The following is a 23,257-nucleotide window of genomic DNA, read 5'->3' as shown; positions in this document are numbered from 1 at the left end:
CGCGTCGCCGCGGAAGGGGCGGCGCATTTCGCGCGGCAGCGGCTCGGCGAGGCGCAGCGTCATCCAGAGCGGTGCGACGAGGCCGAAGGCCATGAAGGCAACGAAGATCGCCCGCCAGCCGCCGAGCGCGATCATCCCGGCGCCCACGAGCGGTGCGATCGCGGGCACCAGCGTGAAGACCATCATCACGAAGGACATGATCTGCGCCATCCGCCGCCCGGCGAAGAGGTCGCGCACCACGGCGAGCGTCACCACCCGCGGCGCTGCGGCGCCGAGCCCCATGACGAAGCGCGCGCCCAGCAGCATCTCGAGCGAGACCGCGGTCGCGGCCAGCCCGGCCGCCGCCACGTAGACCGCGAAACCGCCCAGAATCACCGGCCGGCGGCCCAGCGCGTCCGACAGCGGCCCGGTGAAGAAGGTGCCGACCCCCATGCCGAGCACGAAGCTCGTCACCACGAGCTGCGCGCGGTTCGGGTCCTCGGGCGAGAGGGTCCGCGCGATCTCGGGCAGCGCCGGCAGCATCGCGTCGATGGAAAAGGCGATGATCGCGAACATCATCGCCATGAGCGCGATGAACTCGGGCAGCGGCAGGCGGGCAGGGGGCATGAAGATCCTCGGGATACCCCGGGGCGCTAGCACAGCGCAGGGGGAAGGGCCAGCGGCGCGGCCCGCGGGACCGGCTGCGCGTCCGCGTCGGGCCGACGCGCTCGGTGCCGGCCATGACCCGGGCATGCAGCCGGTCATCTGCTGCCCGGCCACGAGGACGACGCCGATCTCGGGGCCGCTCGTGCCCGGCGCGCCGACCGCGCAGGGGAGGGTCGGCGGGACCCCGGACGCAAGCGGCGGTCGCAGGCGGCGCGAGGCCGGCCGGCAGACCGCGCAGGCCCCTTATTCGCGGGTCTTTTCCCGGATCTCGCCGATCACCTTGCGCCAGAGCTCGGGCGGCTGCGCGCCGGGCACGGCATGGCTCCGCGCGACGATGAAGGTGGGCACGCCGGTCACGCCCATCTCGCGCGCGGCCTTGTCGCGCCCCGCGATCTCCTCGCGGTCCTCGTCGGTGGCCAGCAGGCGCAGCACCACCGAGGCGTCCATGCCGCGCGCGTCGGCGATGTCGGCGAGCACCTCGTGGCGTCCGATGTCACGCCCTTCCTGAAAATAGGCGCGGAAGAGCGCCGAGACGATCGCCGTCTGGCACCCCTCGATCCCGGCCCAGTGGATCAGCCGGTGCGCGTCGAGCGTCGAGGGCGTGCGGTCGATGGCGGACCAGTCGATCTCGAGTCCCGCCGCGGCGGCATGCTCGGCGATCTCGGCATAGACCGTCGCGGCCTTCTCCTTGCCGCCGAACTTCGCCTCCAGGTAGCTCCGCCGGTCCATGCCGCCGTCGGGCATGTCCGGGTTGAGCTGGAAGGGGTGCCACTCGACCTCGAAGGGGTGGTCGGGCTCGGCCTCCAGCGCGCGGTCGAGCTGCGCCTTGCCGATGTAGCACCACGGGCAGATCGGGTCGGACAGGATATCAAGCTTGACCATCGGCGGCCTCCCAGTCGTCGCGCAGCCGGCGCCGCGCGAGCTTGCCGTTGGGACCGGTGGGCAGCGCCTCGGTCCGGATGTAGAGGCGCGGCTGCTTCCAGCGCGCCAGACGTTCGGCCGCGAAGGCCTCGAGCCGCGTCGCGTCGATCTCCGCCTCGGCGGTGTAGAAACAGGCGATCACGCGCACCTGATCCTTGAGCGCCACGTCCGTCACGGCAACCGCGCCGATGCCCGGAAAGGCGCCGAGCGCCGCCTCGACCTCCGCCGGTGAGACGCGCACGCCGCCCGCGTTCATCAGGTCGTCGGCGCGGCCGTGATAGGCGATGGCGCCGCTGTCGTCCATCGCGCCCAGATCGCCGGTGAGGAACCAGTCGTCCGCGAGGCGGGCCTCCGCGGCCTCCGGCGCGCCCATGTAGCCGAGCATCAGCCCCGGATCGCGCCGCGCCACGGCGATGGTGCCCACCTCGCCGAGGGGCCGCGGCGCGTGGTCGGGGCCGAGGATCGCCACCCGCCGGCCCGGCTGCGGCCGGCCGAGGGTGCCGGGCGGCGCCGGCGCCTCGGGCGAGGCGGAGACGAAGGTGGAGCACTCCGACATGCCGTAGGCCTCGTGGATCGTCGTGCCCGTGGCCTCCTCCCAGGCCGCCCGCGTCGCCTCGGTCAGCTTCTCGCCGGCCGACAGCCCGTGGCGCAGATGCCGCGCCCGCGTCGCGCCCCAGCCCTTCAGGAGCTTGCGGTAGACCCCCGGCGCGGCGGCGAAGATCGTCGCGTCGTGCCGCGCCATCAGGAGCGGCAGCGCCTCCGCCGTCGTGCCGGGCGCGGGGATCAGCGCCGTCGCCCCCGCGCTCCACGGGTCCAGGAGCCCGGTGCCGAGGGTATAGGTCCAGTTGAAGGCGCCCGCGTGCATCAGCCGGTCGCCCTCGGTCAGCCCGTACCAGCCCGCGTGCATCATGCGCCGCGCCCAGACCGCGCGATGCGCGTGCATCACCGCGCGTGGCGTGCCCGAGGTGCCGGAGGTGAAGACGACATAGGCGAGCCGGTCGGGATCGCCGAGGTCGTAGTCGGCCGGCGGCAGGTTGCGCATGCCGCGGAGCCGCGAGAGCTCGATGCGGGTCAGATCGCCCTCCGGCGCCGGGAGCGCCGGGTCGTGCAGCATGGCCGCCGGGTCGAGCGCGGCGGCCATGCGCGCGACCTCGCCCCCGGTCAGCGCGGCCGAAAGCGGCACGGGCACCAGCCCCGCCGCCACCGCTCCGAGAAAGGCGAGCGGGAAATCCACCGTGTTGTCGAGCCGCAGAAGCACCAGGTCGCCGGGCGCGAGGCCCGCGCGCAGAAGCCCCGTCGCGGTGCCGAGCACGGCCGCTTCGAGGCGCGCGTAGCTCCAGCGCTCGGAAGTCGCGGGGCCGAGCACGGCGAGCGCCACCTTGTCCGGCCCCCATGCCGCCGGCGCGAGCACATGCGCGGCCAGGTTGAAGGGTGCGGGGCAGGGCGGCGGTGGCCCCTGATCGAAGACGGACAGCATCGCCCCCGCTTACGGAGCGCGCCCGACCCGTGCAAGACCCGCGCAAGGGCGGCTCAGTCGGTCCGCCCCATCGGGCGGTCGGGCTGATCCTCGTCGCCGAAGGCGGCGTCGTCGGCCAGCGGATCCTCGCCCTCGGGCACATGTGCGGCGCTCTTGGCGATATTGGCGTTGTCGCGCGTCTCGTCCATGAGCGCGTCCACAGGACGCTCGCCCATCTGCCAATCGGCGAGTTCGGCCCCTGCCACGGTGCGGTCAAGGCCGGTGGCCTGCGCGATCAGGTCGATGACACCGTCGCGCTCGCCCTCGAGGGCGAGAAGATCGGCCTCCTGCACCCTGGGCCAGCGTTCCGAGATGATGCGGGCGTAGGCGGGCCAGTCGGCCCGGATGTCGCTCCAGTCCATGGCGTGATCCCTCCTTTCGCGGGACAACGCCCGGTGCGCGGGCGCGTTCCCTACCGGAACCAGCCCTGGACCGTGCGCGCCGCGCCCGAGATGTCCTGCCCGACGCCGTCGATGGTCCCGCAGCCGGTCAGCGCCACGGCCAGCGTCAGGATCGCGAGTCCCCGGATCATTCGCCTGTCTCCTCGTACCACCAAACATCCGGCAGGAAGCCGGCCCAGTCCCCATAGATCGGCAGCTCTTCGGGATGCTGCAATTCGTCCGCGTGCGCGATGTAGCTCGCCGTCCACTGGTAGAAGGGAATGACGTAGCGTCCCGCGGTCAGCACGCGGTCGAGCGCACGCGTCGCGGCGACGAAATCCTCCCGGCTTTCGGCGCCGAGCATCGCGTCGATCATCGCCTCGGCGGCCTGCGAGCGCATGCCCATCCAGTTGCGCGACCCCGGCATCTCCGCGGCCTCGGCCGACCAGTAGAGGCGCTGCTCGGTCCCCGGCGACAGCGAGAGCCCGACGCGGTAGGGCGTCATGTCGAAATCGAAGGCGGCGGTGCGCTGGGTGTACTGCGCGTCGTCCACCGTCGAGATGGTCATGTCGATGCCGAGACGCTCCAGCGCGCGGTCGTAGATGTCGGCGATGGCCTGATGCTCCTGCGCGCCCTGCCGGATCAGCAGGTCGAAGGCGAAGGGATCCCCCTCCGCGTTCACGAGACGCCCGTCCTCCACGATCCAGCCCGCCTCGCCGAGAAGGCGCATGGCCCGGCGCAGCCCCGCACGGTTGCGCCCCGTGCCGTCGCTTTCGGGGAGCGCGTAGCCCTCCAGCGCGCCGGGCGGCAGGTCGTCGGCGAAGGGCGCCAGCAGGTCGCGCACGCGCCCCTCGGCGGGGCCATCGCGCATGCCGAGCACGGAGTTCGAGAAATAGGAGGTGATTCGCGGCTGCCGCCCGCCGGTCAGCGTGTCGTTGACCGCCTCGAAATTGAAGGCGGAGAGCAGCGCCTCGCGCACGCGCCAGTCGGCGAAGAGATCGCGCCGCGTGTTCATCACGAAACCCGTCATCCCCGAGGGGCGGCCATGCGGGATCACCGATTTGACGATGTCGCCGCGGCGCACCGCCGGGAAGTCGTAACGCGTCTCCCAGGCGTCGAGGTTGGGCTCGCGGTGCGCGGTCAGCGTACCGGCCTTGAACGCCTCGAAGAGCGCGGTGGAATCGCCGAAATACTCGTAGCGGATCGTGTCGAAGTTGTGCGTGCCGGCCCGGAAGGGGATTTCCGCGCCCCAGTAGTCGGGGTCGCGCTCGAGCTCGAGGAAGCGGCCGGGTTCGTGATCGCCGACGACATAGGGCGCCGAGCCGATCGGCGGCTCGGTGAGACGCGTGCGGGCGAAGTCGCGCCCCTCGAACTGCGCCTTCTTGAGGATGGGGCGCAGCCCTGCGATCAGCGCCAGCTCGGGATTGTCCTCGGAAAAGGTGAAGCGCACCGTGCGCGCGCCCACCGCCTCGGCCGATTCGACCGCGGTCCAGAGCGCGCGGTAGCGCGGATGCCCCTCGGTGCCGAGCACCTCGTGGGACCAGAGCACGTCCTCGACCGTGACCGGCGTGCCGTCCGAGAATCGCGCCTCCGGCCGCAGCGTGAACTCGACCCAGCGGCGGTCCGGCCCGGTCTCGACCGATTCGGCCAGAAGACCGTAAAGGGTGAACGGCTCGTCCCAGCTGCGCCCGAGAAGCGACTCGTAGGCGAGGAACCGGAGCTGCCACGGCGCGGTGCCGGCGAGGGTGAAGGGATTGAGCGTGTCGAAGCCCCCGGTCTCGCCGAAGACGATCCGCCCGCCCTTCGGCGCGTCGGGGTTGGCGTAGGGCAGCGACACAAAATCCGGTGGCAGGGCCGGCTCGCCATACATAGCGATGCCATGCGCGGGCTCCGCGACGGCCGGCGCCGGCGCGAACAGAACGGCCACGCCGAGCGCCGCCGCGGCACAGGGGCGGAAAAACACTGATCTCATTTCTGCAACACTGCTCGTGACGCCTTGTCTTGTTGCCGTGGAAGTTACTCGCATCGCCATGCGTTTTCAAACTTTTGCCTTGGCGCCGGGCGCTCGATTGCTTATAAGGACCGTACTGCTCGATAGGTTTCTTGCCTGTATGAAACCTGCCTCAATAACTGGACGCCGGCCTTGTGCCGGCGTTTTTTTTGGTCTGCCGCGCCGTATCACCGGCGCCGGAGGGGTTGCCTCCGCCGGCCTGGGGGCCGATCTGTGCCGCGACGCGGCATGGCGACGGGAGCAGTTTCATGGATCTTTCAGGCAAGACGGCGGTGATCACCGGCTCCACCTCGGGCATCGGGCTCGGCGTGGCGCATGAACTCGCCCGGGCGGGGGCGAACGTGGTCATCAACTCCTTCACCGACCGGGACGAGGACCACGCCATCGCGCGGGAGATCGCCGACACCCACGGCGTCGCGGCGCGCTACGTGCAGGCCGACATGTCCGACCCGGAGGCCTGCGCCGCGCTGATCGAGGCCGCGGGCGACTGCGACATCCTGGTGAACAACGCCGGCATCCAGCACGTCGCGCCGATCGAGGACTTCCCGCGCGAGAAGTGGGACGCGATCCTCGCGATCATGCTGTCCTCGGCCTTCCACACCACCGCCGCGGCGCTGCCGAGGATGCGCGCGGCCGGCTGGGGGCGGGTGGTCAACATCGCCTCGGCGCACGGGCTCACCGCCTCGCCCTACAAGGCGGCCTATGTCGCGGCCAAGCACGGGCTGGTCGGCCTGACCAAGGTCGCCGCGCTGGAGACGGCGCGCGAGCCGATCACCGCCAACGCGATCTGCCCGGGCTACGTGCTCACGCCGCTGGTCGAGCACCAGATCCCCGACACGATGGAGAAATACGGCATGGAGCGCGAAGAGGTGATCGAGAAGGTCATGCTCGAGCGCCAGCCGTCGAAGGAATTCGCGAGCACCGGGCAGATCGGGCAGACGGCGGTCTTCCTCTGCTCGCCCGCCGCGGACCAGATTACCGGCACCACGATCAGCGTGGACGGCGGCTGGACCGCGCTCTGAGGCGGGCCGGGGCAGGGGGGCTGTCTGCCCCCCTCGGCGGCTCGCGCCGCCTCACCCCCCGAGGATACTTGGGCCAAGAAGAAGGAACCGCGGATGGCGGAGCTCCGGCGTATCAATCTCGCGTTGCAGGGCGGGGGCGCGCATGGCGCCTTCACCTGGGGCGTGCTCGACCGGCTGCTCGAGGAGGACGATCTCGAGATCGCGGGAATCTCCGGCACCTCTGCCGGCGCGCTCAACGGCGCGGCGCTGAAATCCGGGCTGATCGAGGGCGGCGCGCCGCGCGCGCGGGAGGTGCTGGCCGAGCTCTGGGGGCGGATCGGGGCGGTGGGCGACATGCGGATGCCGGCCTGGATGGCCGGGTTCGCCCCCGATCCGGGGATCCTGGCGAAGACGCTCGCCTATTCGCCGGGCTTCTCGGCGGCCGACGCGCTGTCGCGGACGATCTCGCCCTATGTCTACGGCCCCTTCTACCGCAATCCGCTGGCGCCGATCGCGGAAGGGTTCAACTACGGGGAGGTCTGCGCCGAGGCGGGGCCGGCCTTCTTCGTCGGCGCGACCAACGTGCGCACGGGCAAGGTGCGCGTGTTCTCGGGTGACGACATCGGGCCGCGGGCGATTCTCGCCTCGGCCTGTCTGCCGACGCTCTTCCAGGCGGTGCCGGTGCGCGATCCGGAGACCGGCGAGACCGAGCATTTCTGGGACGGTGGCTACAGCGGCAACCCGGCGCTCTTTCCGCTTTTCGCGCCGGAACTGCCCGACGACATCGTGGTGGTCAACATCAACCCGCTGGAGCGCGAGTCGCTGCCGGTGACGCCGCAGGAGATCCAGAACCGGATCAACGAGATCAGTTTCAATGCCTCGCTCCTGCGCGAGTTGCGGGCCATCGCCTTCGTGCAGCGCCTCGTGGACGCGGGGCGGATGCCCGAGGGCGCGATGAAGCGGGTGCGGATGCACATGATCGCCGACGACGAATTGATGAACCGCCTTTCGGTGGCGACCAAGCTGGTGCCCTTGCCGAGCGTGATCCGTGAGCTTTTCGAGGCCGGGCGCGCCGCCTGCGACGGGTTTCTCGCGGCGCACGGGGGCGATCTGAACCGGCGCCAGACGCTCGACCTCGCCGCGCTCTACGACTGAACGCTCATTCGGCCGCGCGGGCCGGCCCGGTCACCACGGGCGGGGCGGCCGGGTTGCGCGGGTTGGGATGGACGAGGCCCGCCGAGATCACGAGTTTCGCGGCCTCCTCGATCGACATGTCGAGCTCGATCACGTCCTCGCGGGGAAAGAAGAGCAGGAAGCCCGAGGTCGGGTTGGGCGTCGTCGGCACGAAGACGGAGAGCAGCTCGCTCCCGGTCTGGGCCTTCTCGGCCACCTCGCCGCGCGTGTCGGTCGAGATGAAGCCGATCGCCCAGATGTCCTTGCGCGGGTACTGGATCAGGCAGGCCTTCTCGAAGCTGCGCTCGGACTGGGCGAAGACGGTCTCCGCGATCTGCTTGGCGCCGGAATAGACCGAGCGCACGACCGGCATCCGTTCCACCAGTCGCTCGGCCCAGCGAATCAGCGCGCGGCCGATCACCCCCTTGGCGATCCAGCCGATGAGCACCGTGAAGAGCAGGAAGACCACGACACCGAGGCCGCGCACGTTGACCTGCGTCTCGGGGCCGAAGATGCGCTGGAAGAGGCGCTCGGGCTGGTAGGCGCCCGGCACGAAGGGCAGCACGAAGCTGTCCACCCAGCCGATCGCCGTCCAGATCAGCCATACGGTGAGCCCCACCGGCGCGATGACGACGATGCCGGTGATGAAACTCGCGCGGAGCCCGGCGAGCAGGCCGGGCTTGCGCGGCTGCGGGTGATCGTCGGTCTGAGGTGCGCTCATCGTGCTGGCCGGCCGTCCGCGGTGATCCCCGTGAAGGTAAAGACGCGCGCGCCCATCTACAATGGCGCGCCGCGGCGCGGCGCGGTCTCCGCCGCCGCCGTGACGATCTCCTGGGCGATCGCGGCGCCGAGGCGGGCGTTGGCGCGCACCAGCGCGGCGTTGGCGTCGAGCGTCCGGCCGTCGGTGAGCACACGCAGCCGGTCGAGGAGCACCGGGGTCACCGCCTTGCCGGTCACGGCTTCGGCCTCCGCCTCGGCCTGGGCGCGGGCGATGAGCGGCGCGAGCTCGGAAAGCGGAATCTCGGCCTGCGGCGGGATCGGGTTGGCGACGAGCTGCCCGCCGGCCAGCCCGAGCGCGCCGCGCGTGACATGCGCCCGCGCGATCGTGGACGGGTCGTCCATCCGGAGCGGCGCGTCGAGCCCGCTCTCCCGCGCCCAGAAGGCAGGGAAGGCATCTTGACCATGGGCGATCACCGGCACCCCGAGCGTCTCGAGCACCTCGAGGGTCTTGGGCAGGTCGAGAATCGCCTTGGCCCCCGAGGCGACGACCGTGACCGGGCTCTGCGCGAGTTCCCGCAGGTCGGCCGAGATGTCGAAGCTCGTTTCCGCCCCGCGGTGGACGCCGCCGATGCCGCCGGTGGCGAAGACGGAGATCCCGGCGCGCGCGGCGGCGATCATCGTGGCGGCGACCGTGGTGGCCCCCGTGCGGCCCTCGGCCATGCAGACGGCGAGATCGGCGCGCGAGAGCTTGGCGACACGCTCGCCCGCCGCCAGCCGCTCGAGCGCCGCGGCGTCGAGCCCGGCGCGCAGCCGCCCGTCGATCACGGCGATGGTGGCGGGCACGGCGCCGCCCGCGCGCACCTCGCCCTCGACCGCCCGCGCGAGCTCCAGGTTGCGCGGCCAGGGCAGGCCGTGGCTGATGATCGTGCTTTCCAGCGCGACGACCGGGTGGCCGGCGGCCAGCGCCGCGCCCACCTCGTCGGAGAGATCGGGGCGCATCATGCCGGCGCCGCCCGGCAGGCCGGGGCGAACGCGCACCCGGTGCGCGGACGGCGGCCGATGCGCGTGATATCGGGGGGCGCGACGCTCATGTCCCCTGAATGACCTGCCCCGTCGCGCGAGGCAAGTGGCGCCCTCTTGCGCGCCCCGCGCGAAGGGGCTATCTGCGCGGCATTCATCCCGCAGGCAGGGGCCGGGCGGGCAGGGGAGACATCCCTGCACGTCCACCGGTGGGGTCAGACCCTGATGCCCCCTGCCGAGGCGCAAACCGGAAAGGATACGCGACATGGCTCTTCCCGAGTTCAATCTGCGTCAGCTTCTCGAAGCCGGCGTGCACTTCGGTCACCAGACGCAGCGCTGGAACCCGCAGATGAAGCCCTTCATCTACGGCCAGCGCAACGGAATCCACATCTTCGACCTGACGCAGACGGTGCCGATGCTCGACGCCGCGCTCAACGCCGTCCGCGAGACGGTCGCCAAGGGCGGACGCGTTCTCTTCGTCGGCACCAAGCGGCAGGCGCAGCGCCCGGTCGCCGAAGCCGCCGAGAAATGTGCGCAGTACTACATGAATCACCGCTGGCTCGGTGGCACGCTCACCAACTGGCGCACGGTCAGCCGCTCCATCCAGCGGCTCAAGGACATCGACGAGATGGCCGAGCAGGGCTTTCAGGGCCTGACCAAGAAAGAGCGCCTCGGCATGGAGCGCGAGCAGACGAAGCTCGAGGATTCGCTCGGCGGCATCCGCGAGATGGGGGGCGTCCCGGACATGCTCTTCGTCATCGACGTCAAGAAGGAGGCGCTCGCCGTCACCGAGGCCAACAAGCTCGGCATCCCGGTCGTCGCCGTGGTCGACACGAACTGCTCGCCGCAGGGCGTGGATTACGTCATTCCCGGCAACGACGACGCGGCCCGCGCCATCGCGCTCTACTGCGATCTCGTGAGCCGCGCGGCGCTCGACGGCATGTCGGCGCAGCTCGGCGCCGCGGGCGTGGACCTCGGGTCGCTGGCCGAGGCCGCCGGCGAGGAGGTCGCGGAGGAGCCCGCCGAGGCGCCCGCGCAGGAAAACGCCCAGAGCTGAGGCCGGGGCAGGGCGCGCGGCGCCCGCCCCATGACATATCTCTGATACGCGACGCGGGCAGACCGGCGTCGCACCATCCGAAGGAGAGCCCGACATGGCAATCACCGCCCAGCAGGTGAAGGAGCTGCGAGAGACGACCGGCGCCGGCATGATGGACGCCAAGAAGGCGCTGACCGAAACCGACGGCGACATGCAGGCGGCCATCGACTGGCTGCGCACGAAAGGCCTCGCCAAGGCGGCGAAGAAATCCGACCGCACCACCGCCGAGGGCCTCGTCGCCGTGCGCGTCGAGGGCGGCACCGGCGTCGCGGTCGAGGTCAACTCGGAGACCGATTTCGTCGCCAAGAACGCCGAGTTCCAGGAGTTCGTGACGCAGGTCGCAGAGAAGGCGCTCGCCGTCGACGACATCGAGGCGCTGAAAGCGGCCGACCTCGGCGGAAAGTCGGTGGCCGACATCCTCACCGACAAGATCGCCACCATCGGCGAGAACATGTCGCTGCGCCGCATGGCGAAGGTCGAGGGGCCGAGCGTCGTCTCCTACGTCCACAACGCCGCCGCGCCCGGCATGGGGCAGATCGGCGTTCTCGTGGCGATGAAGGGCGGTGACGAGGCCTTCGGCCGCAAGGTCGCGATGCACATCGCCGCCGCTTCGCCGCAGGCCCTGAACGAGACCGCACTCGATCCGGAGGTGCTCGAGCGCGAGCGCCGCGTGCTGACCGATCAGGCACGCGAATCCGGCAAGCCCGAGCAGGTCATCGAGAAGATGATCGAGGGCCGCATGAAGAAGTACCTCGGCGAGGTGACGCTTCTCGGGCAGGCCTTCGTGGTCGACCCGGACAAGACCGTGGCGCAGGCCGCCGAGGAGGCCGGCGCCGAGATCCTCGGTTACGTCCGCATGGCCGTGGGCGAAGGCATCGAGCGCGAGGCGGAGGATTTCGCGGCCGAGGTCGCCAAGGCCGCGCAAGGCTGAGCGCCACGCGCAAATCGTTGCAAAGGGCCGCGCCGCAGGGTGCGGCCCTTTTTCGTGGGCCCCGCCGCATGCGGGGCGAAGGTCGGTTCGTGCGATGGCTCGGGGGGCCGGCCTTCGGCGGAACCGGCGCCGCGGCAGGGCGGCACCGGTTCCAGGGCCCCGCCTGCGATCGGGGATGACGCAGCACGAGGCCGGGTTACGGGCCGCAGCCCGGACGGGAGCCGCAGCGCCCTGAAATCACAGGGTTGCGGCCCCCTCACGTTCCAGGCCGGTCAAATTCCGACCACCACTCACGGAACGAAATGACAATCTCACGACGGCGGGTTCAGACGGAAGCGCGGGAAAACTGACTATCGGGTAAAAAAAGCGAATATGGTTTTTGGATCAATGAGTTTGCATGCGTCTCTTTCGCGTCCGACGCGCGCGAACGGTCCTTGCGGCGCAACCGGCGTGCCGCGTCGCGCCTTGGGGACAGAAAAGACCCCGCTCGATACGGCCGCGTCAGGTCGCGGAGGCCGCCCAATGCGCGCGCAGCGCGTCCAGCGCGAGAAGGTAGCCCTGCGGCCCGAAGCCCGCGATCTGACCAAGCGCGACCGGCGCGATGAACGACCGGTGGCGGAACGCCTCGCGCGCATGGATGTTCGAGAGATGCACCTCGACCACGGGCACCGCCACGGAGGCGATGGCGTCGTGGAGCGCGACCGAGGTGTGGGTGTAGGCGCCTGCGTTCAGCACGATGCCGTCGGCAGTGTCCGCGGCGCGGTGGATCGCGTCGATCAGCGCGCCTTCGTGATTGCTCTGCAGCGTCTCGATATCGACATCGTGGCGCGCAGCGTGGTCGCGGACCAGCGCCTCGATCTCGGCCAGCGTCACGCGGCCGTAGACGCCGGGCTCGCGCTGGCCGAGGCGGTTGAGGTTGGGGCCGTTGAGGATCAGCGCGCGCGGCATCGGAATGCTCCTGAGGTTCGGCAAAGCCTTAGCCACGCGGCGCGGCGTCTGTCCAGCCATCCGGCATCGGCCGCGCGCCCGGGACGGCCCGTGGTATGAAGAAATTTAACATAATATTGATTATGCGACTTATGGATAAGGGCAACGCGACGGCGCTCTCACCTGCGCAGCCGCGCCGCCGCGCCATGCCACGCGAGCGCCCCCGCCTCGTAGATCGCGCTGCGAAGCCGCGGCGCCGGATCGTCGTATGCGTCGCGCGCCGCGATCGGCAGCGCCGCCTCCCGATCCTCGACCAGCGCCTCGGCGGCGGCGCGGCCGAGCACGGTGCCCGGCGCGATGCCGCGGCCGGAATATCCGAACACGGCGAGCCCCCCGCGCCCGAGGCGCAGCACCTTGGGCAGATGGTCGCCGGTGACGGCGATGCGCCCGCTCCACGCATGCTCGAAGCGCACTCCGGCGAGCGACGGGAAAAGCTGCCCGAGCTTGCGCCGTGCCCAGCCGTGGTGAAACGTCCGCGCGAGCCCCTCGGGCCGGCCCATGCCGCCGAGGATCACGCGCCCGGCCGCGTCGCGGCGGAAGGAGGTCATCACCGTGCCGGTGTCCCAGGCGCCTTCGCCACCCGGCAGAACCCCGGCGAGCTCTCCCGGCGGCAGCGGCGCGGTGGCGAGCTGGAAGAAATGCAGTGTCGCCGTTCGCGGCAGATCCGTCCCGCGCGGCGCGCGGTGATAGGCGTTGGTCGCCATCAGGAGCCGGCGCGCGGTGACCGCGCCACCCTGCCCCGTGCGCAGCCGCCAGACCCCGTTTTCGTATTCCGTTTCAGTTACCTGCGAGTCTTCGTGCAGGTGCGCGCCGGCGCCTTGCGCGGCCCGCGCCAGGCCGCGCGCATAGGCGAGCGGCTGGATCGTCCCGGCGCGCGCATCGTGCAGCGCACCGTGCACCGCCGGGCTTCCGGTGCGCGCCTGCGCCTCGGCCGCGTCGAGCAGCGCAACCGGCGCCCCGGCCGCCGCGGCCTGCGCGTGACGGCGGCGGAGATCAGCCATCGCGCCGGGCGCATGGGCGCAATGCAGGGTGCCCGCGCGCACCGGTTCGCAGGCGATCCCGTGACGCTCGATCAGCCCGAAGACCTCTGCCGGCCCGGCCGCGAGCGCGGCGTTGAGCGCGGCGCCTTCCTCGGGGCCGAGCGCGGCGGCGACATCCTCGGGCGGCAGCCAGAGCCCGGCGTTCACCAGCCCGACATTGCGCCCTGATCCGCCGGCGCCGATGCGCCCCGCCTCGAGGAGCACGACGCGCGCGCCCGCCTCTGCCGCGTGGAGCGCCGCCGACAGGCCGGTGTAGCCGCCGCCGACCACCGCAAGATCGGCCTGCACCGCCGCGTCGAGCGGCCGCGCCGCGAAATCCTCCGCTGCGCTCGCGTCCCACAGGTTCGTCACCGCGCGCTCCCCGCCTTGCCAGAGTGCCGATTGAAGCAGGCGAAGGCCGGCAGGCGCAAGCCCGCCCTGCGTTCGGGTTTTACGCGAAGTCCGTCTTTCAACTGGCTGATAACGCAGGTCCGAGTTCAGCCGAGGGCATAGCCCGCCCCGCGCACGGTGCGGACGGGATCGCCGCCGCCGTGCTGGCAGAGCGCCTTGCGCAACCGGCCGATGTGGACATCCACGGTGCGCGTGTCCACGTAGATGTCGCGGCCCCAGACCCGGTCCAGAAGCTGCTCGCGCGTCCAGACGCGCCCCGGCTTCTCCATGAAGGTGGCGAGGAGGCGGAACTCGGTCGGCCCGAGCTTGAGATTGTTCTCGCCCCGGTAGACCTTGTGCGTCTCGGGGTCGAGGACGATGTCCTCGTAGATCAGTTGCTGCCCCACCGCCGCGGGCCGCGTGCGCCGGAGTTGCGCGCGCACGCGCGCCATGAGTTCGACCACGGAATAGGGCTTGACGACGTAATCGTCGGCGCCGGTCTCGAGACCGCGCACGCGGTCGACCTCTTCCGAGCGGGCCGAGAGCATGATGACCGGCACATTCCGGGTTTCCGGACGCAGCTTGATGCGGCGGCAGATCTCGATGCCGGAGACGTTCGGCAGCATCCAGTCGAGCACCACCAGATCGGGAGCCTCCTCTTCGAGGAGCAGAAGCGCCTCCTCGCCGTTGATCGCCTTGGCGACGCGGAAGCCCTCGGCCTCGAGGTTGTAGGAGAGCACCTCGCGCTGCGCGTGCTCGTCCTCCACGACCAGAACGACGGGCTGATCGATGGACATGGGCTCAGTCTCCGCCCTCGCCGGCATCCGGGGCGAGATCCGGATCGTAGGAGGTCTTGTCCGCCTTCGGCCGTCGCTCGCGCGGGGTCTCGCCCACGACGAGGAAGATCACCTGCTCGGCGACGGAGGTGACGTGATCGCCCATCCGCTCGATGTTCTTGGCGATGAAATGCAGATGCATGCAGGCGGTGATGTTGCGCGGGTCCTCCATCATGAAGGTCAGGAACTCGCGGAAGATCGCGTTGTACATCTGGTCGAGATCGGCGTCGCGGGCGATCACGTCGCGGGCGAGCTGCTCGTCGCGCTGGATATAGGCATCGAGCGCGTCCTTGAGCATCAGCTCGACCTCGCGCGCCATGCGGCGCAGCGCCGCCGGCGCGCCGGGAATCGTCTGCATCTGGATCAGCACGCCGGTGCGCTTGGCCATGTTCTTCGAGAGATCGCCGATCCGCTCGAGGTTGGCGGCGATCTTCATCACCGAGAGCACGACGCGCAGATCGACGGCCGTCGGCGCGCGCAGCGCGATGACGCGCGCCACCTCGTCGTTGACCTGCTCCTCGAGTTCGTCGATGGCGAGGTCGCCCTGCCGGACCTCCTCGGCGAGCGCCTCGTCGCGCCTTTCCAGTGAGTTGGCGGCCTTCATGATCGCCGCTTCCACCAGGCCACCCATCTTCATGATGCTGGCCTGAATGGATTCGAGATCACGGTCGTAGACCGAGCTGATATGCGGAATTTCCTGCATCGCCTGCCTTATCCGATCCTGCCGGTGATGTAGCTCTCGGTCCGGGGATCCTCGGGATTGGTGAAGATTTTCGATGTATCGTCGTATTCCACGAGATTTCCGAGATGGAAGAAGGCCGTCTTCTGGCTGACGCGTGCGGCCTGCTGCATCGAGTGGGTGACGATCACCACCGCGTAGTTCTGCCGGAGCTCGTCGATCAGCTCCTCGATCTGGCTCGTCGCGATCGGGTCGAGCGCCGAGGCGGGCTCGTCCATCAGCAGCACCTCGGGCTCCGTCGCCACGGCGCGCGCGATGCAGAGGCGCTGCTGCTGCCCGCCGGAAAGGCCCGTGCCGCTCGCGTCGAGGCGGTCCTTGACCTCGTCCCAGAGCGCGGCGCGGCGCAATGCGCGTTCCACGATCACGTCGAGATCGGCCTTGTTCCGGGCCATGCCATGAATCTTCGGCCCGTAGGCGACATTCTCGTAGATCGACTTCGGGAAGGGGTTGGGCTTCTGGAACACCATGCCGACCTTCGCGCGAAGCTGCACCGGATCGACGCGCGCGTCGTAGACGTCCTCCCCGTCGAGCAGGATGGTGCCCTGCACGCGCGCGACGTCGATGGTGTCGTTCATCCGGTTCAGACAGCGCAGAAACGTCGACTTGCCGCAGCCCGAGGGGCCGATGAAGGCCGTCACCGTCTTGTCCTGAATGTCGACGTTCACGTCCTTGATGGCGTGCGTCTCGCCATAGAATACCTGAACGTCGGCGCAGTGGAACTTGGTCGACATCTGCTCGGTGGCGCTGTCCGCGGTCTTGGAGGTATCGTACATCGCTTGGTCCATTCTTTTACCAGCGCCGCTCGAAGCGCTTGCGAAGGAAGATCGCCAGGGCGTTCATCGCGATCAGGAAGGTGAGCAGCACGCAGATCGCCGCCGCCGCCCGCGCCTCGAAGCCCGGCTCGGGGAAATCATACCATCGGAAGATCTGCACCGGGAGCACCGTCGCGCTGTCGGTGATTCCGCTCGGCGTCTCGACGATGAAGGCGACCATGCCGATCATGATGAGCGGCGCCGTCTCGCCCAGGGCCTGCGCCATGCCGATGATCGTGCCGGTCAGGATCCCCGGCATCGCCAGCGGCAGGACATGGTGAAAGCTCGCCTGCATCTTCGAGGCGCCGACGCCGAGCGCCGCCTCGCGGATCGAGGGCGGCACCGCCTTGATCGCGGCGCGCGCGGCGATGATGATCGTCGGCAGGGTCATCAGCGTGAGCACCAGGCCGCCGGCGAGCGGCGCGGAGCGCGGTACGCCGAAGACGTTGATGAAGACCGCCAGCCCGAGCAGGCCGTAGACGATGGAGGGCACCGCCGCGAGGTTGTTGATATTGACCTCGATGAAGTTGGTGAAGCGGTTCTTCGGCGCGAATTCCTCGAGGTAGATCGCCGCCAGCACGCCGATCGGGAAGGCGAGCGCGAAGGTGACCATCATCGTCCAGAAGGACCCGACGAGCGCGCCGCGGATGCCCGCGAGCTCCGGTGCCCGGCTGTCGGCGGCGGTGAAGAAACGTGTGTTGAAGTCGCGCTCGACTGCGCCCTCGGCCTTCAGCGTCTCGAGCCAGGCGATCTGACGGTCGCTGACGCGACGGCTGCCTTCCGGCAGGGTGGTCGTGCGGAAGCGCCAGTCCGCGCTGGTCTCGATCGGCAGATCGACCTCGGTCAGCGCGACGCCCTCGCCGCCGCTGCGGTTCACCTCGGTCATCTTGATCCAGCCGCCACCGGCCTCGATCAGGAGCGAGATGTTCTCGGCGTCCAGCGGCTCGGTGCCGGCGTCCGCGGCGGCGCGCTCCTCCAGCGCCTCGGCCTCGGCCAGCAGGTCGTCGCGCTTGGCCTCGGCCTGTGCCTGACGTTCGAGCTGCGCCTCGCGCGCCTCCTCGGTCTCCGCGGCCGCGGCACGCTCGCCGTAGACGCGCACGGCGTTCTGTTGCCGCGCGGCCTGTTCGCGCAGCCGGTCGGCGTCGCCGTAAAGGCTTTGCTTCACTGTCTGCAGGGCCTCGGCGAAATCCTCTTCCGAGGACCGGATGTCGAGCGTTCCGTCCTCGCTCCCGGTCACCGTGAGACGCCCTGCCACCTCGGGCGTCAGCAGATCGCCGTAGCCGCCCTGAAAATAGTAGTCCGTGCGGTCCGAGGCGATCAGCGGATAGGTCACGCTCTGCCCGAGAAGCTCGGGGTTCTCGACGACATGCTGCGCGAGCTGGAACTGCGCGCCGTTCGACACCAGCGCGTCGACCTCCCGCCGCGCGGTGCGCCCGGTCGCGAGCGGGAAGCGCGCCTCGAGCGCCTCGTCGATCAGGTCGCCGTAAGGCGCGCGCAGGATCTCCTCCGGCGGGCTCTCGGGGGTGACGCCGAGCGCCTCGGTCGAGAGCGTCATCTCGTAGGTGAAATGCGTGTTCGTCAGCGCCCCGGTCGCCTTGACCACGACGGAGCCGACGAGCGTCGCCAGCGCCAGCAGGGCAAAGGCGATGGCGGCGATGCCGTAGGCCTTGAGGCGGGTCTGCGCGCGGCGGCGCTGGCGCAGGCGGTTGCTTGCACCCGCGAGGCTGCCGTGCGCGGGGGCGGCGGAGGGCTGTGCTGCGGCGTCGGTCATGCGGAGGGCCTCAATCGTAGGCTTCGCGGAAGCGGCGCACGAGGCGCTGCGCGAGGATGTTCATCACCAGCGTCATCACGAAGAGCGTGAAGCCCAGGGTGAAGGCGGGTCCGGCGGCGGTGGACGCCTCCGTGTCGCCGGTGATCAGCGCGACGATCTGCACGGTCACGGTCGTCACCGCCTCGAGCGGGTTCGCCGTCAGGTTGGCCCCCTGCCCCGCCGCCATCACGACGATCATCGTCTCGCCGATCGCGCGGCTCACGCCGAGGATCACGGCCGAGACGATCCCCGGCAGCGCGGCCGGCAGGATCACGATGCGCATGGTCTCGGCCTCCGTCGCGCCCACGGCGAGCGAGCCGTCGCGCAGGCTCTGCGGCACCGCGTTGATCACGTCGTCGGAGAGCGAGGAGATGAAGGGGATGATCATGATCCCCATGGTCAGCCCGGCGGCCAGCGCCGATTCGGAGGCGATCCGCACGCCGATCAACTCGCCGAAGTCCCGGAGCGCCGGGGCGAGCGTGATCGCCGCGAAGAAGCCGTAGACCACCGTCGGAACGCCGGCGAGGATCTCCAGAAGCGGCTTGACCGTCGCGCGGACCCGCGACGACGCGAAGTCGGAGAGATAGATCGCGGAGAAGAGCCCGACCGGCACCGCGACCAGCATGGCGATCGCCGTGATGAGCAGCGTGCCCGCGAAAAGCGGCACCGCGCCCACCGTGTCGGCGTCCATCTGCCCCTCGAAGACGCCCGACAGCGGGCTCCATGTCGTGCCGAGAATGAACTTGTCGATGCGCCAGTCGATCATTCCGAAGAAGCGCACCGTCTCGAAGATGAGCGAGAGCACGATGCCGATCGTCGTCAGGATGGCGACCGTGGCCATGGCGAGCAGGATGTTGCGCAGGATCCGTTCGGCCCGGTTGCGCGCCCACCACGCGGGCGCGACGCGGCCATGGGTGATCCAGGCCGCGACCGCTGCGCCCCCGATGCTGAGCGCGATCACCACCCAGTTGCGCAGCGCGCTCATCCAGGCATAGGCGTCGGCGATCTGGTCGCGCAGCACGCCGCTGCGTGACGACATGCGCCCCTCGGCGATCGCCTTGGCGTCGGACAGCAGCAGTTGCTGCTGGAGCGGCGCCATGTCCGGCTGTGCGGCCGCGATCCGGGCGAGGAGCACCCGGTCGACCAGCCAGTCACCGATCACCGAGCTCACGACGAGTGCGCCGATCCCCGTCAGCGCCACCCAGAGCAGGCTGTAGAGCCCGTGAAAGACGGGCCGCGAATGCAGCACGCCCGACCGCCCGCCGGCGATGAGGACGGCCTTGCGCCGCGACATGAAATAGGCCGCCAGCGCGATGAGGGCGACGACGGTGAAAAGGGTCAGGGACATCTGAGACACCGGTGGAAACGAAAGGGAGCCGGACCTCGGCGCGGTCCGGCGTGGCCGGGGGCGCCATCGCCCCCGGCCGGATCATGGCGAAGGATCAGTAGGTTTCGGCCGTCAGGCCCGGCAGCGTCTCGATCTTCTCGAGGTTCGCCTCCTGATCGGCCTCGGAGACCGGGATCATGCCGAGGTCGACGAGGTAGCCGTCCGGCCCCTGCGCCGAGACGAACTCGCGGGCGTACTCCTTGATGCCCGGGATGACGTCGATGTGGTCGTGCTTGAGGTAGAAGAACATCGAGCGCGAGACCGGGTAGGCGTCGGAGGCGATGTTGTCGAAGGTCGGCTCGACCCCGTCGATCGTCGTGCCCTGCAGCGTGTCACGGTTCTGATCGAGGAAGGAGAAGCCGAAGATGCCGACCGCGCGGTCGTTGGCCTCGAGCTTCGACACGATCAGGTTGTCGTTCTCGCCGGCCTCGACGAAGGGGCCGTCCTCGCGGAGTTCCATGCCGGCGCCGCCGCAGTCCTCGCCGCCCGCTTCCTCGCAGCCGGCTTCCATCACCAGCTCCTCGAAGGCGTCACGCGTGCCGGAGGTCGGCGGCGGGCCCAGAACCTCGATCTCCTCGGCGGGCAGCGCCGGGTCGATCTCGTCCCAGGTGGTCGGCCGCGGGCCTTCGGCGGCCAGCGCCTGCCAGATCTGCGCGCGGCTCAGTTCGTAGGCCGGGCCGGAGGCGGCGTTGGCCATGACGATGCCGTCGTAGCCCGCGAGGAGCTCGGTGAACTCGACACCGTTCTCGAGGCAGGTCTCGACCTCGGACATCTTCACGCGGCGCGAGGCGTTGGTGACGTCCGGATGCTCGACGCCGACGCCTTCGCAGAACAGCTTGAGGCCGCCGCCCGAGCCGGTCGATTCGAGAACCGGCGTGGCGAAATCGGTGGTGTTGCCGAATTCCTCGGCCACGGCCGTGGCGAAGGGGAACACGGTGGACGACCCGACGATGCGGATCTGCGTACGATCCTGCGCGGCGACCGCGGTGGCCGACACGGCGGCGAGCGCCAGCGCGGAGGCGGACAGTTTGACGAAGCTCATGAATCACTCCCAGGTTCAGTTGCGGACCGCGGCAGCGCGATCTCACGCCGCCGCCTAGGCCGCGCGCGCAATGCTTTTGTGACGGCGATGTAACAGTTTCACGACATGTCTAGATTCCGGGCGCTGCGGACCGGGCTGCCGTTGCGTCAAATCCGGGCGGAGCCTCCGCACCACGGCGTCGCCCGGCGTCGCACACACCTTGCGCGCGGCCGGTCCTTCTTCTTGGCGACAAATATCCCGGGGGTGAGGCCCGCAAGGGCCGAGGGGGCAGCGCCCCCTCGTTGCCGGCGCCGCCGCGCGCTCGGTCCTGCCGAGCTCCGCGCTTCAGGGGCAGGCCATGACGCTCCAGCCGATGGCCCTGCCGGCGACAGCCGAGGCACGCACCGGGGGCGTCGCGACCCGGCCACGACCCGATCCGCCCCCGCCTCAGTCCACCGGAAGAACGACGCTGAATGTGCTGCCCTCGCCCGGCGCGCTGTCGATTCGCATGCGTCCGCGGTGCCGGTTCACGATGTGCTTCACGATGGCGAGGCCCAGCCCCGTGCCCCCCATCTCGCGCGAGCGGTGGCTGTCGACGCGGTAGAACCGCTCCGTCAGCCGCGGCAGGTGAATCTCGGAAATGCCCGGCCCCGTATCGGCGACGCGCACGCGCACGCCGGTCGCGCGCAGGCGCGGCTCGTAGGCCGGCGGGTCCATCGCCACGCGCACCTCTGAACCCGCGCCGCCGTATTTGATCGCGTTCTCGACGAGGTTCGAGAAGACCTGCCGCAGCTGGTCCGCGTCGCCCGGCACGAGGGGGCCGTCCGTGTCCGCGGGCAGCGCGTCGACCAGCGTCACCCCTGCCTCCGAGGCGAGCGGCGCGAGGCCCGCCACGCTCGCCCTCAGGAGCGCGCCGAGCTCCACCCGCTCGGCCGGGCGCATCCGCTCGTCCGCCTCCACCCGGCTCAGCGACAGGAGATCGCCCACCAGCCGGTTCATGCGGCTCGCCTCCGCCTCCATGATGGAGAGGAACCGCTCGGCCGCGGCCGGGTCCTCCCGCGCCGGGCCCTTCAGCGTCTCGATGAAGCCCATGAGCGCGGTGAGCGGCGTGCGCAACTCGTGGCTGACATTGGCGACGAAATCGCGCCGCATCTGCCCGGCCTTCTCCACCGGCGTGACGTCCTCGAAGACGACCAGCACGCCGCGCCCCTGCATCGCCCCCTCGCGCAGCCGCGCCGGCGCGATCGACACGCGGAAGGCGAGGTCCTGCCCCCGGTCGTGCGTCAGGAAATCCGCGGTACGGCGCTCGCCGTCGCGCAGGCTCGCCTCGATGGCGTCGAGCAGCGCGGGCTGGCGCAGCGCGGTGATGAAATGCCGCCCCTGGGTGCCCTCGCCGAAAAGCCGCACGGCGTCGGCGTTCGCCGCCTCGATCCGCTCGTTCGGCCCGACGGCGAGCGCGGGCATCGGCAGCGCGGCGACCAGTGATGCGACGACGGGATGCGACATGACGCGGGACGGGGTCCTCTGGCGGGCCGGAGGCCCGGGCGGCGGGAGATTTCCAGAGCGCCGCGCGGTTGTAAAGCCGCGTTCAGCCGGCGGCCGCCTGCGCTGCCTCGGCCCCGGCGGCGAGCGCCGCGAAGAGCGCCTCCTCCGGCTCGAGACCGACCGACAGCCGGAAGGTCCCCTCCGTGATGCCGAGCGTCGCGCGGGCCGGCGCGTCGAGCCCGCGGTGCGAGGAACTCGCCGGGTGCGAGAGCGTGCTGCCCGCATCCCCGAGCGTGGGCGCCATCGGCAGCCCCGCCGCGCCCGCGGCGCGCGCGAAGGCGTCGGCGCCCGCGCGCCCGCCGGCCACCTCGAAGGTGACCATGTTGCAGCCGCGCGCGCCCAGGAGCGCCGCGGCGCGCGCCCGGTCCGGGTGGTCGGCGCGCAGCGGGTAGCGCAGCCCGCCGAGGCCCGGCAGATCGCCCAGCCGCGCGGCCAGCGCCGCCGCCGTCGCCTCCGCCCGGTCGTAGCGCAGCTCGAAGGTCAGAAGCCCGCGCTCGGCGAGCCAGCAGTCGAAGGGGCTCGCCGTCAGGCCCATCGTCACCGCGAAGCTCTCCATCCGCGCGAGAAGCGCCGCGTCGCGCGCGCCGACCCAGCCCAGCGTCGCGTCGGCATGACCCGACAGCAGCTTGGTCACCGAATGGATGACGATGTCCGCGCCGTGCTCGACGGCCCGCAGCGCCCGCGGCGTGGTGAAGGTGCCGTCCACGGCGAGAAGCACGCCGCGCTCTTTCGCGAGCCGCGCGATCCCCTCCAGGTCGGCCACCCGCAGCATCGGGTTGGAAACGGTCTCGATCAGGATCATCCGCGTCTCGGGGCGCAGCATCTCCGCCACCGCCTCGGCCTCCGTCGAGTCGGCGAGGCTGGTGGCGATCCCGAGCCGCGGCAGCTCCTCCCGCATCATGCGCAGCGAGCGGCCGTAAAGCTGATCGCCCCCCACCACGTGATCGCCGGCGCGCAGAAGCCCGACCAGCGCCGAGGCCACCGCCGCCATGCCCGATCCGGTGACGAGCCCGCCCGCGCAGCCCTCCATCGCCGCGAGCCGCGCGGCGAGCGCGGCGGCGTTCGGATGCCCCTCGCGCGCGTAGGTGTGGCCCGCGGCCCGCCCCTCGTACTGGTCGTCGAGGGCCGAGGGGCTCTCGGCGGCATAGACCACCGAGGGCTGGATCGGCGCCGCCACCGGCGCGCTCACGCCCGTCGTCACCGCATGGGGCCGCATCAGGCTGGGTTTCTGCTCTGCCATCGCGTCACGCACCGGGGCGTGCCCCGGCCCTTCTTCTTGGTCCAAATATCCTCGGGG

21 protein-coding genes and 2 pseudogenes are annotated in these 23,257 nt (G+C 70.7%); 4 read left to right on the top strand and 19 right to left on the bottom strand.

The window, feature by feature from the left end:
* From ACESL7_RS01810 to ACESL7_RS01785, 6 genes are all read right to left on the bottom strand, one after another.
* The coding region (locus ACESL7_RS01810; RefSeq protein ID WP_372890855.1) for an MFS transporter at positions 1–606 on the bottom strand (606 nt) is incomplete at its 3' end.
* A 282-nt stretch (positions 607–888) separates the two neighbouring features.
* Positions 889–1,527 (bottom strand): DsbA family oxidoreductase, encoded by a 639-nt coding sequence (locus ACESL7_RS01805; RefSeq protein ID WP_372890853.1) that lies wholly within the window; start codon positions 1,525–1,527, stop codon positions 889–891.
* A complete protein-coding gene (locus ACESL7_RS01800; RefSeq protein ID WP_372890851.1) occupies positions 1,514–3,043 on the bottom strand; it encodes a class I adenylate-forming enzyme family protein in 1,530 nt (509 codons plus the stop codon). The genes ACESL7_RS01805 and ACESL7_RS01800 overlap by 14 nt, the downstream gene beginning before the upstream one ends.
* 53 nt (positions 3,044–3,096) lie before the next feature.
* On the bottom strand, positions 3,097–3,444 hold the full coding sequence (locus ACESL7_RS01795; RefSeq protein WP_372890850.1) for a CsbD family protein: 348 nt from the start codon (positions 3,442–3,444) through the stop codon (positions 3,097–3,099).
* 50 nt (positions 3,445–3,494) lie between these two features.
* On the bottom strand, positions 3,495–3,614 hold the full coding sequence (locus ACESL7_RS01790) for an entericidin EcnA/B family protein (protein WP_372890848.1): 120 nt from the start codon (positions 3,612–3,614) through the stop codon (positions 3,495–3,497).
* Complete coding sequence (locus ACESL7_RS01785) at positions 3,611–5,434, bottom strand: extracellular solute-binding protein (protein WP_372890846.1); 1,824 nt, start codon at positions 5,432–5,434, stop codon at positions 3,611–3,613. The genes ACESL7_RS01790 and ACESL7_RS01785 overlap by 4 nt, the downstream gene beginning before the upstream one ends.
* Positions 5,435–5,721: 287 nt before the next feature.
* Between ACESL7_RS01785 and ACESL7_RS01780 the strand changes: the two genes are divergently transcribed.
* Both ACESL7_RS01780 and ACESL7_RS01775 read left to right on the top strand, forming a co-directional pair.
* Complete coding sequence (locus tag ACESL7_RS01780) at positions 5,722–6,495, top strand: 3-hydroxybutyrate dehydrogenase (protein WP_372890844.1); 774 nt, start codon at positions 5,722–5,724, stop codon at positions 6,493–6,495.
* 93 nt (positions 6,496–6,588) lie between these two features.
* Positions 6,589–7,629, top strand: coding sequence for a patatin-like phospholipase family protein (locus tag ACESL7_RS01775; protein WP_372890842.1), 1,041 nt, complete (start codon positions 6,589–6,591; stop codon positions 7,627–7,629).
* A gap of 4 nt (positions 7,630–7,633) precedes the next feature.
* Here the strand turns inward: ACESL7_RS01775 and ACESL7_RS01770 are convergent, their stop codons facing one another.
* Entirely contained in the window at positions 7,634–8,368 is a 735-nt protein-coding gene (locus ACESL7_RS01770) for a DUF502 domain-containing protein (RefSeq protein WP_372890841.1), read from the bottom strand.
* Between the two features lie 56 nt (positions 8,369–8,424).
* A complete protein-coding gene (locus ACESL7_RS01765) occupies positions 8,425–9,369 on the bottom strand; it encodes a pseudouridine-5'-phosphate glycosidase (protein WP_372890840.1) in 945 nt (314 codons plus the stop codon).
* A 283-nt stretch (positions 9,370–9,652) separates the two neighbouring features.
* Between ACESL7_RS01765 and rpsB the strand changes: the two genes are divergently transcribed.
* Together rpsB and tsf are read left to right on the top strand one after the other, a co-directional pair.
* On the top strand, positions 9,653–10,444 hold the full coding sequence (rpsB, locus tag ACESL7_RS01760) for a 30S ribosomal protein S2 (protein ID WP_372890838.1): 792 nt from the start codon (positions 9,653–9,655) through the stop codon (positions 10,442–10,444).
* Positions 10,445–10,538: 94 nt separating this feature from the next.
* A complete protein-coding gene (tsf, locus tag ACESL7_RS01755; RefSeq protein ID WP_372890836.1) occupies positions 10,539–11,414 on the top strand; it encodes a translation elongation factor Ts in 876 nt (291 codons plus the stop codon).
* 501 nt (positions 11,415–11,915) lie between these two features.
* On the opposite strand, the gene aroQ is transcribed toward tsf, so the two are convergent.
* The 11 genes and pseudogenes from aroQ to ACESL7_RS01700 all read right to left on the bottom strand — a co-directional run bounded on the left by aroQ (position 11,916) and on the right by ACESL7_RS01700 (position 23,200).
* A complete protein-coding gene (gene aroQ / locus ACESL7_RS01750) occupies positions 11,916–12,362 on the bottom strand; it encodes a type II 3-dehydroquinate dehydratase (protein ID WP_372890834.1) in 447 nt (148 codons plus the stop codon).
* Positions 12,363–12,520: 158 nt separating this feature from the next.
* On the bottom strand, positions 12,521–13,792 hold the full coding sequence (locus ACESL7_RS01745; RefSeq protein WP_372890832.1) for an NAD(P)/FAD-dependent oxidoreductase: 1,272 nt from the start codon (positions 13,790–13,792) through the stop codon (positions 12,521–12,523).
* A 125-nt stretch (positions 13,793–13,917) separates the two neighbouring features.
* On the bottom strand, positions 13,918–14,607 hold the full coding sequence (gene phoB, locus ACESL7_RS01740) for a phosphate regulon transcriptional regulator PhoB (protein ID WP_372890826.1): 690 nt from the start codon (positions 14,605–14,607) through the stop codon (positions 13,918–13,920).
* A 4-nt stretch (positions 14,608–14,611) separates the two neighbouring features.
* Complete coding sequence (gene phoU / locus ACESL7_RS01735) at positions 14,612–15,349, bottom strand: phosphate signaling complex protein PhoU (RefSeq protein WP_372890824.1); 738 nt, start codon at positions 15,347–15,349, stop codon at positions 14,612–14,614.
* 8 nt (positions 15,350–15,357) lie between these two features.
* Complete coding sequence (gene pstB, locus ACESL7_RS01730) at positions 15,358–16,116, bottom strand: phosphate ABC transporter ATP-binding protein PstB (protein ID WP_372890857.1); 759 nt, start codon at positions 16,114–16,116, stop codon at positions 15,358–15,360.
* A gap of 58 nt (positions 16,117–16,174) precedes the next feature.
* Positions 16,175–16,978 (bottom strand): annotated as a pseudogene (gene pstA / locus ACESL7_RS01725) (phosphate ABC transporter permease PstA); the annotation flags it as partial.
* Positions 16,979–17,485: 507 nt separating this feature from the next.
* Positions 17,486–17,968: pseudogene (locus ACESL7_RS01720) on the bottom strand (DUF3333 domain-containing protein); the annotation flags it as partial.
* A gap of 10 nt (positions 17,969–17,978) precedes the next feature.
* Complete coding sequence (gene pstC, locus ACESL7_RS01715; RefSeq protein ID WP_372890822.1) at positions 17,979–19,355, bottom strand: phosphate ABC transporter permease subunit PstC; 1,377 nt, start codon at positions 19,353–19,355, stop codon at positions 17,979–17,981.
* A 94-nt stretch (positions 19,356–19,449) separates the two neighbouring features.
* Positions 19,450–20,436, bottom strand: a complete 987-nt coding sequence (locus ACESL7_RS01710; protein ID WP_372890820.1) for a substrate-binding domain-containing protein — start codon at positions 20,434–20,436, stop codon at positions 19,450–19,452.
* A gap of 426 nt (positions 20,437–20,862) precedes the next feature.
* The gene (locus ACESL7_RS01705; RefSeq protein ID WP_372890818.1) at positions 20,863–21,921 is read right to left on the bottom strand and encodes a sensor histidine kinase; all 1,059 of its coding nucleotides are present in this window, start codon (positions 21,919–21,921) and stop codon (positions 20,863–20,865) included.
* Positions 21,922–22,003: 82 nt separating this feature from the next.
* Positions 22,004–23,200, bottom strand: a complete 1,197-nt coding sequence (locus ACESL7_RS01700; protein WP_372890816.1) for a trans-sulfuration enzyme family protein — start codon at positions 23,198–23,200, stop codon at positions 22,004–22,006.
* Between the last annotated feature and the right edge of the window lie 57 nt (positions 23,201–23,257).

This window comes from Rhodosalinus sp. (assembly GCF_041685465.1).
GTDB lineage: Bacteria > Pseudomonadota > Alphaproteobacteria > Rhodobacterales > Rhodobacteraceae > Rhodosalinus.
The sequence above is the reverse complement of the archived record's forward strand: the minus strand, read 5'-3'. Positions and strand labels throughout refer to the sequence as shown.

Coding starts and splice junctions, on each gene's coding strand:
- ACESL7_RS01805 (WP_372890853.1), bottom strand. CDS start 1,527: ATGGTCAAGCTTGATATCCTGTCCGACCCGATCTGCCCGTGGTGCTAC.
- ACESL7_RS01800 (WP_372890851.1), bottom strand. CDS start 3,043: ATGCTGTCCGTCTTCGATCAGGGGCCACCGCCGCCCTGCCCCGCACCC.
- ACESL7_RS01795 (WP_372890850.1), bottom strand. CDS start 3,444: ATGGACTGGAGCGACATCCGGGCCGACTGGCCCGCCTACGCCCGCATC.
- ACESL7_RS01790 (WP_372890848.1), bottom strand. CDS start 3,614: ATGATCCGGGGACTCGCGATCCTGACGCTGGCCGTGGCGCTGACCGGC.
- ACESL7_RS01785 (WP_372890846.1), bottom strand. CDS start 5,434: ATGAGATCAGTGTTTTTCCGCCCCTGTGCCGCGGCGGCGCTCGGCGTG.
- ACESL7_RS01780 (WP_372890844.1), top strand. CDS start 5,722: ATGGATCTTTCAGGCAAGACGGCGGTGATCACCGGCTCCACCTCGGGC.
- ACESL7_RS01775 (WP_372890842.1), top strand. CDS start 6,589: ATGGCGGAGCTCCGGCGTATCAATCTCGCGTTGCAGGGCGGGGGCGCG.
- ACESL7_RS01770 (WP_372890841.1), bottom strand. CDS start 8,368: ATGAGCGCACCTCAGACCGACGATCACCCGCAGCCGCGCAAGCCCGGC.
- ACESL7_RS01765 (WP_372890840.1), bottom strand. CDS start 9,369: ATGATGCGCCCCGATCTCTCCGACGAGGTGGGCGCGGCGCTGGCCGCC.
- rpsB (WP_372890838.1), top strand. CDS start 9,653: ATGGCTCTTCCCGAGTTCAATCTGCGTCAGCTTCTCGAAGCCGGCGTG.
- tsf (WP_372890836.1), top strand. CDS start 10,539: ATGGCAATCACCGCCCAGCAGGTGAAGGAGCTGCGAGAGACGACCGGC.
- aroQ (WP_372890834.1), bottom strand. CDS start 12,362: ATGCCGCGCGCGCTGATCCTCAACGGCCCCAACCTCAACCGCCTCGGC.
- phoB (WP_372890826.1), bottom strand. CDS start 14,607: ATGTCCATCGATCAGCCCGTCGTTCTGGTCGTGGAGGACGAGCACGCG.
- phoU (WP_372890824.1), bottom strand. CDS start 15,349: ATGCAGGAAATTCCGCATATCAGCTCGGTCTACGACCGTGATCTCGAA.
- pstB (WP_372890857.1), bottom strand. CDS start 16,116: ATGTCGACCAAGTTCCACTGCGCCGACGTTCAGGTATTCTATGGCGAG.
- pstC (WP_372890822.1), bottom strand. CDS start 19,355: ATGTCCCTGACCCTTTTCACCGTCGTCGCCCTCATCGCGCTGGCGGCC.
- ACESL7_RS01710 (WP_372890820.1), bottom strand. CDS start 20,436: ATGAGCTTCGTCAAACTGTCCGCCTCCGCGCTGGCGCTCGCCGCCGTG.
- ACESL7_RS01705 (WP_372890818.1), bottom strand. CDS start 21,921: ATGTCGCATCCCGTCGTCGCATCACTGGTCGCCGCGCTGCCGATGCCC.
- ACESL7_RS01700 (WP_372890816.1), bottom strand. CDS start 23,200: ATGGCAGAGCAGAAACCCAGCCTGATGCGGCCCCATGCGGTGACGACG.